8 protein-coding genes and 1 tRNA gene are annotated in these 11,198 nt (G+C 57.5%); 5 read left to right on the plus strand and 4 right to left on the minus strand.

Annotated elements, in window-relative coordinates; translation table 11 throughout:
* Positions 1 to 7: 7 nt before the first annotated feature.
* Entirely contained in the window at positions 8 to 694 is a 687-nt protein-coding gene (locus tag F4Y00_08670) for a DUF2461 domain-containing protein (protein ID MYE05026.1), read from the minus strand.
* Between the two features lie 220 nt (positions 695 to 914).
* On the opposite strand from F4Y00_08670, the gene F4Y00_08675 reads away from it, so the two are divergent.
* Positions 915 to 987: transfer RNA gene (locus F4Y00_08675), tRNA-Met, on the plus strand.
* Positions 988 to 1,200: 213 nt separating this feature from the next.
* Entirely contained in the window at positions 1,201 to 2,595 is a 1,395-nt protein-coding gene (locus tag F4Y00_08680; GenBank protein ID MYE05027.1) for an ammonium transporter, read from the plus strand.
* A gap of 52 nt (positions 2,596 to 2,647) precedes the next feature.
* Here the strand turns inward: F4Y00_08680 and F4Y00_08685 are convergent, their stop codons facing one another.
* Genes F4Y00_08685 through F4Y00_08695 form a run of 3 tightly spaced genes read right to left on the minus strand, consistent with a single transcriptional unit; the run spans position 2,648 to position 8,763 of the window.
* Positions 2,648 to 4,024, minus strand: a complete 1,377-nt coding sequence (locus F4Y00_08685) for a DUF1501 domain-containing protein (GenBank protein ID MYE05028.1) — start codon at positions 4,022 to 4,024, stop codon at positions 2,648 to 2,650.
* Between the two features lie 60 nt (positions 4,025 to 4,084).
* The gene (locus F4Y00_08690; GenBank protein MYE05029.1) at positions 4,085 to 6,970 is read right to left on the minus strand and encodes a DUF1549 domain-containing protein; all 2,886 of its coding nucleotides are present in this window, start codon (positions 6,968 to 6,970) and stop codon (positions 4,085 to 4,087) included.
* Positions 6,971 to 7,020: 50 nt separating this feature from the next.
* Entirely contained in the window at positions 7,021 to 8,763 is a 1,743-nt protein-coding gene (locus tag F4Y00_08695) for a hypothetical protein (protein ID MYE05030.1), read from the minus strand.
* Between the two features lie 298 nt (positions 8,764 to 9,061).
* Between F4Y00_08695 and F4Y00_08700 the strand changes: the two genes are divergently transcribed.
* The 3 genes from F4Y00_08700 to F4Y00_08710 all read left to right on the plus strand — a co-directional run bounded on the left by F4Y00_08700 (position 9,062) and on the right by F4Y00_08710 (position 11,138).
* Complete coding sequence (locus F4Y00_08700) at positions 9,062 to 9,292, plus strand: acyl carrier protein (protein ID MYE05031.1); 231 nt, start codon at positions 9,062 to 9,064, stop codon at positions 9,290 to 9,292.
* Positions 9,293 to 9,354: 62 nt separating this feature from the next.
* Entirely contained in the window at positions 9,355 to 10,089 is a 735-nt protein-coding gene (locus tag F4Y00_08705; GenBank protein MYE05032.1) for a 4'-phosphopantetheinyl transferase superfamily protein, read from the plus strand.
* Positions 10,090 to 10,220: 131 nt separating this feature from the next.
* Positions 10,221 to 11,138: an alpha/beta hydrolase gene (locus F4Y00_08710; GenBank protein ID MYE05033.1), complete on the plus strand. Its 918-nt coding sequence runs from the start codon at positions 10,221 to 10,223 to the stop codon at positions 11,136 to 11,138.
* The last annotated feature ends 60 nt before the right edge of the window (positions 11,139 to 11,198 follow it).

Consider the following 11,198-nt stretch of genomic DNA (forward strand, 5'->3'; position numbering starts at 1 on the left):
GGTATCCTCAGTACGCTGCCCCCAGCGCCTCGCACAACCAGCGCTGAAAGGGCGATGCGCTCCGGCATAACGCTGCAAAATCGTCGAGGAAGCTGTCCGAGACAATTGCGTCGTTTCCAAGCGATGTCACCCCGATAAAATCCTTCCGCTTCAGGTCTTCGATCATCGGATGATCCGGATCAATACCTCGTGGCGCTCTCTTCAACGAATCGCCGGACAACTCGAACGCTGCGCAGAATCCTGCATCGTCCCGCGCCTGCGCCCACGCATCCGGGTCGTCCGTAATCGCCTGGCGGATCATGGTCAATGCGGGTGAGGCAGGGCGCCATATACCGCACCCGGCAAAGGATCCTCCCGGCTCGATATGGAGGTAAAAACCGGGGGTGTGCGCATCTTTGGCCGACTCGTGGCGAAAGTGGATGCCCGTGTGGGTCTTGTACGGGCTCTTGTCCTTCGAAAAGCGCGTGTCCCGGTAAATACGGAAGAGCGAACCGCCATTGGCTCTCGGATCGGCCCGGAAATGCGGGCTGATTTCCTGCAGGTGCGGGGCAAAATCCGCAATGAACTGCAGCGCCGGCTCCTTCACGTCTCCTTCATAGCGGGGCTTGTTGGCCTGAAACCAATCCCGGTCGTTATTTGCCGCCAATTCCTCGAGAAATTGGAATGTTGCAGAGGTAAAATAGGAAAAGGGCATGCGTGTACTGAGTGCGTAGAAACAACGTGTCGACGAGCCTTACGGTTTGCCGAATCGGGGGGTTCCAGTTCCCGTTTTTCGTATGCTGCACCGTAGAAAGCGGATGCATTCCAGACTCCGGGTACCGCCTGTCCCATGCAGGTAACGCGGGAATCGCTGCTTTCTTGTCTTTGCCGGAACAAATTCGTACCCTGCGGGCTACACTGCTTTATAATACCATCGCGGGGTGGAGCAGCTGGTAGCTCACCGGGCTCATAACCCGGAGGTCGCGGGTTCAAATCCCGCCCCCGCTACAACAGAAACCGGTATTCCTCGAACAGGGAGTGCCGGTTTTTTTGTTTTTGCCTCACTCCGCTCATCACATGGTTCACAGATATTTTTTCCGGTACTTGCAGGCAGGCGTTTCCTGTTTGTACCTTCGAAAGAATAGCCGGCCGATTTTCTTACTAATTAAGGGTTGGCCATAGCAGTGCAGAACCAGTATCAATCGAACGGGGGAATCTGAAATGCAACTCGATAAATTGGGTATTTCTCGTAAAATGGCACGGCGGCTTGCCATCGGCCTGGGCGGCCTCGGAGCCATTTTCTTCTTCACTGTTTACACCGCACAGGCGCAAAGCACTCTCGGCGAAGAAGCCCAGTTTGTTCTGAACAGTTTTTCCTTCCTTGTCTGGGGTGCACTGGTGATGTGGATGTGCGCGGGCTTCACCATGCTGGAGGCCGGTTCCGTACGAACCAAAAACGCCTCCGTGATTTGCCTGAAGAATGTGGGCCTCTATTCAATCGCCGGGCTGACTTTCTATCTGATTGGTTACAATATCATGTATGTGGGCGTCGAACCGGGCGATTGGTTTGGCTCCTTGAAGTTGTTTTACGGCACCTCCGAACATGAAATGGCTCTTCTTGACGGACAGGGCGACGCAGCCTCCGAAGTCATTGGAAATGGCAGTTCGGTCATGTCGAACTGGTTCTTTCAGATGGTGTTTGTGGGGACGACGGCTTCCATCGTATCCGGCGCACTGGCCGAGCGGGTAAAATTGTGGTCCTTCTTCATCTTCATCGCCGTGCTGACGACAGTCATCTACCCGATCATCGGGGCCTGGACATGGGGCGGCGGCTGGCTTGCGGAAATGGGCTTCCAGGATTTTGCCGGATCGACCATCGTGCACTCGACCGGCGGCTGGGCGGCGCTTGCCGGCGTACTCATCGTCGGCGCCCGAAGAGGTAAGTTCCGAAAGAATGGGGACGTCAAAATGACCCCTCCGTCCAATGTGCCTGCTGTGACGCTGGGTGTGTTCATCTTGTGGCTCGGCTGGTTCGGTTTCAACGGGGGATCGCAACTGGCCCTGAGCGGTGCGGTCGATGCCGTAGCAATCAGCAATATTCTTGCTAACACCAACCTTGCGGGAGCCGCAGGCTTCATAGCCGCCATTTTTCTGTCGCGCCCCCTTTTCGGGCGGGTCGACCTGCTTGCCAGCCTGAACGGAGCCATCGCGGGTCTGGTGGCGATCACGGCCGGTCCCGATATCGTCGCGCATCAATGGGCAGTGGTCATCGGCGCAATAGGCGGCGCCTTGTGCGTTATCGGGCTGAAGGTTATGGAACGCCTCAAGATCGACGATGTAGTTGGCGCGGTGCCTGCACACCTGTTTTCGGGCATATGGGGAACGCTTGCGGTCTGCATTGTAGCCGGCGGCAATTTAGGCGTGCAACTTGTCGGTATTCTCGCCGTCGCCGTTTTCGCGTTCGGAGCTTCCTGGCTCACATGGATAGCCATCGATAAAACGATCGGGGTCCGTATCTCCTTGTCTGTCGAGGGGCTTGGTCAGGATGTGGCGGAACTGGGTATCGAGGCGTATCCGGAATTTGTCGTCATCCCCGATATGGACGACGACGAGTGAGTACTGGATAGGGGTAGCGGCCCGGCAGGCAGCTCAGCCGGGCCGCTTTCACCTACGCCAGCAATTCCAGCACCGGCTCTCCCAATCCCTCAGGCGTCGTGTAGATGGGGCGCCCCTCCACTTCGTAGTGCGTCTCCGGCGGGATACCCAGCGCATGGTAGATCGTCTGGTGTATCTGGTCGATGTAGACCGGCTCGCCGACGGTTACGCAAGGACGTTCATCGGCGGTTTGGCCGTAGACAAATCCCCGCTTGACACCGCCTCCGAAGAAAAGTATTGAACAGCCGTCGGTGAAATGACGGTGCATGCCATAGTGCTTCATCGTTTCCACCGTATCCGGCACCTCCACCTGATCCCTCACCTTGGCCTCCGGGCGACCCTCCTGCATCATGTCCCGGCTGAATTCGCTGGCCAGTACGATGAGCGTCCGGTCGAGATGACCGCTTTCGTCCAGGTCCCGGACAAGTTGCGCCACAGGCCGGTCGATCATCTGTTTCATGTTGACCAGCCGGGTATGGCCGTTTTCGTGCGTATCCCAGCCCAGAAACGGTTCGTATTCGGTCGTTACGCTGACAAACCGGGCCCCATGCTGCACCAGCCGCTTCGCCAGTAAACAGCCGAGCCCGAACCGCCCGGTGTCATAGGCCGCATACTGCTCCGGGGGTTCGTTATGGAGATTGAATGCCTGGGCTTCCGGTGAGCGCAGGAGACGATATGCCTGTTCCATCGAGCGCAACAGGGATTCTTTCTGGTAGTCGCTTCCCCGCTCGCCCAGCGGGCTACTCTCGACAAGATCGCGGTACAGGGCGTGGCGCCGCTCGAACCGCCCGTTCGTCATGCCGGCAGGGGGACGAACGCTCTCCAGCCCACTGGCCGGATCAGGGATCAGAAAGGGACCATACTCGCTGCCGAGAAATCCTGCTGTGTGAAAAGCTTTCAATTCTTCGGCTTCCCCGACGGTGAATCGCTGCCCGATGTCGATAAACGGCGGGATAGCCGGATTTATGGGCCCCAGTTCTTTGGCGATCCATGCCCCGAAATGAGGAAGCTGCACGGACTGCGGCGGCTCATAGCAGGTATGCCAGTGATACTGGTGCCGGGAATGCAGAATGAAGCCGAGGTCCGCCGCCCGGTAGGAGCGTAAAAGGCTTCCGCGATCCATCACCTCCCCGATAGCCTGTAATCCCTCGGAGAAAGAGACCCCGTCGACAACTGTCGGCAGGGCCGGGAAGGTACTCAGAATACGCTTGCTCTCCATGCCCGGCTCGAACGGCTCGAACCGCTTCGGATCGAACGTCTCGGTATGGGCCATGCCTCCGGCCATCCAGAGCAGGATAACGCTATCCGCAGTCGCCGTATTTCGCTGTTCCGCTCTCCCCTCGGAACGACACCCGCTCAGAAACGAGGCTGCTGGTACGGAAGCGGCCATGGCGGCAAGGCTCGCCGCCTGCATCTGCTTGAGAAAATCCCTGCGCGTAGTCATCGAAAATCAGTAAATCAACTGGAAATCCGGTAACATGAACACGGCCCATAACACATCCTGTACCTCTTCTTCAGTGGGATGTTCGCCCAGCAATGCTGTGGCTGTGCGCATTTCGCGGCGGCTGGGGGCACGCCCGAGCGCGCTGTGATACAAGCGCTCCACAAGCATTCGCGGATCATCCCCGTAATCGCCCAGCCATCTTGCTGCCCCGGCAGAGACAGCCTCGTTGAAAAAAGCGCCGTTGCTAAGCTCAAGCGCCTGCAACAATGTCGCCTGATCGTCACGACGGGTGACGACATTCTCACGGGTAGGCCGTCCCAGCACTTTAAGAAAGGGATCGAGCGTTACCAGCGAGGCGCGGGCAAAGGGCAGGTGCTCCCGATCCGGATTGTGCCGGAAATCCACCGGCCGGCCCCAGTAACTCCGGTCAAACCGACCGTATGCGCGGGCAGGCTGCCAGTCCCTGTCGTCATAGTTTACACTTGTCCAACCAACACCGGGTAACTCATCGGTGGTTTTCCATTCGGCATTCGAAAAAATCGCCTGCCGGGTACTATCGGCAAAGGTCAGGCGAAGGTCGAGCAGTACACCTGCCGGATTAGGCAGGCTGCCTCCGTTTTCTCCTTCGACAGCGAGTAGATTGATCCCATCCCGGAAGACCCCGGTGAGATCGATCCGGTGCACGGTACGCCAGTCCCTCCCTTCCGCCACGCGTTCTCCATTCAGATACAACACAAACGCTTCATCTACAGAGACAAGCGCCTGTGCATCCAGCACGTTGCGATGTTCCTGCTCCAGGTGGAATGGATACCGAAAATACCGTTTGCCCGGCTTGGGCAACACGTCCCGATCCACTTCCTGTTCATGGTGCCATATCCACTGCGCCTCGATATCCTCACCCAATGGATCGTAGGCTACCGCGCTGTAGAATGGTCCGATTGTCTGGCTGAGCGCATCGGTCAATTGCTCGGCGGAGAGCCGCCGGCGCACCGGCCCGCGGAAACGGTAGGCATGCGTCAGCAGGTCCTGTGCTTCGGCGGACGGGGTGGATGGCAACTGGTACGTCCGGGAAGTCATGATCTGTGCAATGAGATATTGCAGGTCCGTCCCGTGATCAACCAGATCAGCGGCAAGCCAGTCGAGCAGTTCCTGACTCCATGGCGCCCGATCCATTTCATCCACCGGCATGATGATTCCCCGTCCGAGCAGCCGATCCCAGAGTCGATTGGCAATGGTTCGGTACAGGCGGCCGTTGGCCGGTTGCACCACGATATCGGCCAGTTGAACAAGGCGTTCTTCAACCGTCTCTGCTTCTACAATGCCCAGTTCGGGATATAGAAACGCCGGGCTCGACATCCGCCCGGTAGGCTGGTCGCAGCGGAACACCTCCAGGACCGTATCGGCAAATACCGTGGCGAAGCCGTAGGCCTCGTCCAGTGTAAGGTTGCTTACAAAGCTGTCATGACACGAGGCGCATTTGAGATTGACCCCAAGAAGCGATTGCGAGACGTTTTGCGCCGCCTGCATTTCGATGCGCTGGCTGTTGTTGGCCACGCCTCTCCACTGTATTCCCCGGATGAACCCTTCGGAGTCTTCCGTAGGACTGAGCAGGGCACGCACCATCTCATCATAGGATTGGTTGGTCAGGAGCGCATTGTAGAGCCAGTCGGTAATTTGCTTGCGCCCCCCCGTGATGTATCCCGTGCCGGAATAATCATTGCGCAACAGGTCGTTCCAGAAACTGAGCCAGTGCTGGGCATAGGGATGCCGTTGGCCAAGCAGGCTATTCACCAGTTTCTCGCGTTTGTTACTGTCTTTGTCGTGGATAAACGCATCCGCCTGTTCGGATGTCGGCAAGAGGCCTATAGCGTCCAGATACGCCCGCCGGACGAACGTGCGGTCATCCACGGGTTTGGCCCAGCGGACCCCTTCCTGTTCGAAATAGGCGTTCACGAACCGGTCGACAGGATGGTCAAGGTCTTTCCCAAGGGGTAGAGCCGGTTTTTCGAGCGCCAACTCCGCTTCCGGAAAGATGCGCACGTCGCCTTCGGCCCAGGGCGCCCCCAAGTCGATCCAGAGCCCAATGAGGTCAATCTCGTCGCGGCTCAATGCCTCGGCTTTCTGAGGCATGGCGTCTTCGTCATCCCGGGGAAGCGACAGGCGGCGCATGATCTCGCTTCCCGCAGCGTTTCCCGCGACAAAGATCGGCCCCGACTCGCCGCCGGCCCGGACGCCGGCTTCGTTATCGAGAACCAGTCCCCCCTCCTGTTTTTCCGGGCCGTGGCACTTGTAGCACCGATGTGCAAACAGCGCTCGAACTTCAAGGTTGATTCGGTCCAGTTGTTGGGAACTGTACGCTCCCGTGTCGACGGTGCGAAATTCGGCGAGCAATTCACCGGCCATGCTTTCCGGACGGTTCCAGGGGAAGGCGCCGCGCAGATAATCTGCACCGTGGGTTAAGCGCGCCCCGAGATGCCCCGTAACGCCTATACCAATCAGACATACCGAAAGAGCAATGCGGTAATGCGTCCAGGCGGTACGCCGGGCAGGCTGTTCCGAGCGATCAGTGCGCTCCGCCCGGCGCAGCAACCAGGCAACCGCCAAGGCCAGTACGGCGGTTCCGATACCAAACCATTGATGCCAGACGGCCGTGTTTCCACCGTAAGCGCCGGTGTTCAGGAGAAACCATCCCAGAAGGCTTGCCAACACGGCACTTCCCGTACCGATCCCGATCATCCACCGAATCCCCTCACGCAAGCCGGGGCGTTTGCCGCCGAGCGTCATCCATTCCATGAAAAACGCAGCGACGAGCAGGCCGATGGGGAAATGCACCATCAACGGATGCAGCCGTCCCAGGAATTGAACAACCCAGGATTCCGTCAGGGCTTCCATGGCAAATTATGGGCTTCGAGCACGTAAGCTATACTATCGCCATACGCGGATCACGGGGTTTTTACATGGACCGTCACGATATCGGTATCATGATATATCTGATGGCGAACCGAAGAGGCAACATGCCGCAGCAACCGCAGCGAAATTTCCCTCTCGACCGGCGCCCCGGCGGTTTGCTCGCCAAGCAGCGCCATCTGATCCTGAAGATTTTCCTCCCCGGACGATGCGACAAACTCCAGAATCGCCTCGTCGCTCTCCTTGCGCGCAGCCAGAAGAAGCCGCCGCTGCCCGTCTTTTTCCTTCCCCTCGTCCCGGTCGAAAAGCGTAAGCAACGTTTCCTCGGCAGCGGCTTCAAGGCGCTCTCCCATCGCCCTGTCCCAGCCGCTGCGGGACGTGAACGTCACAAGAAACTTCCGTATTTCCGGTAAAGCGGATATGTCGAATGCCGCCTCCATCCGGCTGGGCCGGCGTTCCGTCAACTCCATGAACAGGGTCATGAGGATGGCCACAAGCCCCCCTGCCGTCATGCCGTTCTGAAAAATGCCGCCTGCAAACTCCGCGAAGTATTCCGGAAATATCACGCCGTTCTGAAAGCCGACACCGGCCCAGAATGCGACGCCGACCACAAGCGACTTGCGATAATCGATCCCGTCCTGAACGACAATTCTCATGCCGACCACGAATAGCATCGCCAGAAGGACGGCGATATACGCCGCGGCGACCGGGCTCGGGATCGCCAGGACCCCGGCAATTGCCTTGGGAAGAAAAGCCAGCACAATAAATAGTATCCCGACAGCGACGCCGACCCTGCGCGCGCCCACCCCTGTAAGTTCAGTGACCGCCACGCTCGTGGAATAGGTCGTGTTCGGAACAGTCCCTGCAAGCCCGGACAACAAATTGCCAAACCCGTCCGCAGCCACCGCACCCTGCACTGCACGAAAATCCACCGCCCGAGGGGTACGCCAGGAAACACGCTGAATGGCGACGGCATCCCCAACCGTTTCGATGGCGCCGATCAGGGTCACGAACACGAATGCCGGAAGGAGGGTCCAGAAAACCGGACCGAACGAAAGATCCATGCCCGGCCAGCCGCTCTGCGGAAAACCGATCCATGAAGCTTCTGCGATGCGGGCAGTATCATAAAGCCCGTAGAATCCGCCGACTACAGAACCCGCGATAACCCCGATGACAGGCGCCCAGAGTCGCAAGGTGCCCTTCGCTTTCAGGGCAATGCCGCTAATGCACAGTATGGTTGCAAGCGCGGTCATCGGGGCCGCCATTTCGGGAGATCCCTCCGGTACCTCATGCAACATGTCGAAAATGATCGGCATGACCGTTACCGCTATGAGCATGACTACGGTCCCTGTAACGGTCGGGGTGAGAATTCTACGGAAGAGCGAGAGGCGCGCCGCAAGTGCGAACTGGAAAAGCGAGGAGATAATGACCAGGGTGGCGAGCATGGCCGGACCGCCCTCGACAAGGGCCGTGATACACACGGCGATAAAAGCCCCGGAGGTTCCCATCAGCAGCACATAGCCTGCGCCGATCCGGCCGAACCGGACCGCTTGCATTATCGTCGTTATGCCGCTGATCATGACCGCAGCAAAGACCGCCCAGGATAAAAAGGTCTCGGTTCCTCCAGCGGCCCGGATAACGATCATCGGAGTAAACACGATGCCGGCTATGCAAAGCACGGCGAGTTGAAAGCCCAGGCCGAAGGAAAGCGTGGTCGGAGGCGATTCGTCGGCCTGATAGCGAACGCCTGTGCGGGGGTTTGTCGTGTCCGTAGTCATCTCGTAATACTGATTTTGCAGGAAGTAGTGCGAAAATACTGAATGGCGCCCCGCACAGCAATAAATATTTCCGCCGACGCTTTTGTCTTTGTAATATCCATTCCATATACTCTAACCCGTGTGTAATTGCGGGATGGATATCAGGGCGCCGGGAAACCGGGCAGAAAGCCGGGCCTACAGTCTGGAGGTGCAGTCCCAATTCTTTCTCCTGGTTACACAAAACCCAAGGCATGCCCCGGGCATGTTTTTCAAACACGAGTGCATACGATCACTATAACAACAGGAGAACAACCTGATCATGACAGCAACAGAAAATCGACTCCAGGAACTTGCCAATGAGAACCTGAACATATCGGGTTCAGCCGATCTCGACGTCGGCCTCAGCGACTCCGATGTATCTTCAATGGACGCGGTTGCATTCATTAAACTGGTTGGCAAGAAGTTCAACGTGGAGATTCCTCCTGAAGACTTCGCGCAAATTACCAGCTTGCGGGCCCTTGGTGCATATCTCGATGCCCAGTCGGGGTGAGCACGCGGCATGCAGGGATACAAGAATCGTCGGGCTGTGAGACGCTCGATCCCTACGGAATCATGGCATCTCCCTCTATTGACGAATGCTGGTGGCATTCCTTCAATAGAATAGACGATGTAGTTGTCCTGCATGTTGATCTGACACCCAATGCGGCGCGTGAAGCATGCGCTCTGGCGTGGCTTGACGAGGCGGAAAAGGCGCGTTTGCGCCGTTATCGATATGCCCGTCCCCGACGGGAATCCGCCTTATGCCGTGCGGCGCTGCGTGCTGTGCTTTGCGATCGGCTTGGCTGCAGAAACGATCAGCTCGCATTCGATACTTCCAGACACGGCAAGCCGTTCGCTGTCTTGCGCGGGGCGCCGGCGTCTATCAGTTTCAGTGTCAGCCATAGCGGCAGGCACGGATTGATTGCGCTTGCGCCGTCAGGGCGCCTTGGCGTGGACGTGGAAGAACGCGTTGCCCGTCACGATCCTGACGGAGAGATCAGAATGATCTTTGCTCCGAGGGAGCGAGCTGAACTTGCTTCGGCAACCGGAGATCGGAAATTCCACCTGTTCTTTGCACTCTGGACCATGAAGGAGGCATTGATCAAGGCGCTCGGAACAGGTTTTGCCCTGGATATGTCACGATTCGAAATTCCGCCGCAGATGTATCTTGGTGCGAGCACGAGCATATTCAGGTTTCCTCATCTGCCGACAATCAGATGGCGGCTCGACAATCTGGGCAACGACCGTTTTGCGGCTGCGGTAGCTCATGAATTAGTCCCGAACCCTCCTGCCAGTCCTGTTCGTTAGCAATACGGCGGAAAATATGTGCTGCAATCGCCTGAGGTGTACCGAAAGTTCTTTGCTTTCGCGTACCTTCTATGTGAGTTAATATCGTTTCCGTTGAACGAGGGCTTTGCCGGAAGACCGGGTATTGGATCATGACCTTAGAAACCGCCTGGGAAATACCCGACCCTGTTTCCGCGGACGATGTCCTCATGGAGGACAACTCCATCATTACGCTGCGGCGCCATGGGTATCCGGAGGGGCAGCGACTCGTTCTGAGTCACGGTAACGGCTTGGCGATCGATCTTTATTACCCCTTCTGGTCATTGCTTGCCGACGATTTCGACCTGATCATCTATGATTTGAGGAACCATGGCTGGAATGCGGTCGGGACCCAGAATGAGCATAATGTGCCGAGCATCATTAGTGACCAGACCCGTCTTCTTGAAGGGATTGACAACCACTACGGGAAAAAACCGAAATTTGGCGTATTTCATTCCCTGTCGGCATTGACGACCCTCATGTCGCCTGGACAGGGCAAGGAATTTGTCGCACGCATTCTGTTCGACCCTCCTCTATGTAAGCCGCCTCATGTTACGGAGGAAGAATTCGATGCCGCTGCGGCCTACGTAGCCGCCATGACGCGAAAACGCTCCGCCAGATTCCAGAGGCCGGAAGACTTCGCAGAGCTTCTTCGCTACATGCCGGCCTTCCACCGCGTAATGCCCGGGATTTTTGACCTGATGGCGCAGACTACACTTCGCAAATCCTCGAACGGGCAGGATTACGAGCTCAGATGTCCGCGAGAATATGAAGCGCAGATCATCGAGTATGTCAGGAGTTTTTCCGTACTGGTGGACCTTGACACCATGCTTTGCCCGACCAAAATTGTCGGAGCCGATCCCACCCTGCCCTATTCATATCTGCCGACCATTGACCTCAGCCATATTATGACGGTGGATTACGACTTCCTGCCGGAAACGACCCATTTTCTCCCGCTTGAGCAACCGGAAGAATGCGCAAAGGCTGTGCGCGAATTTATTGATGCCGTCAACAGAGGCGAATATTCGTGAAGGAAACGGCGGGGAGGCCGGTCGATTCAATTCCTGTTCTGCGCAGGAATCGATGCATAT

The organism is Bacteroidetes bacterium SB0662_bin_6, from assembly GCA_009839485.1.
In the GTDB taxonomy this organism is placed as follows: Bacteria; Bacteroidota; Rhodothermia; order Rhodothermales; family VXPQ01; genus VXPQ01.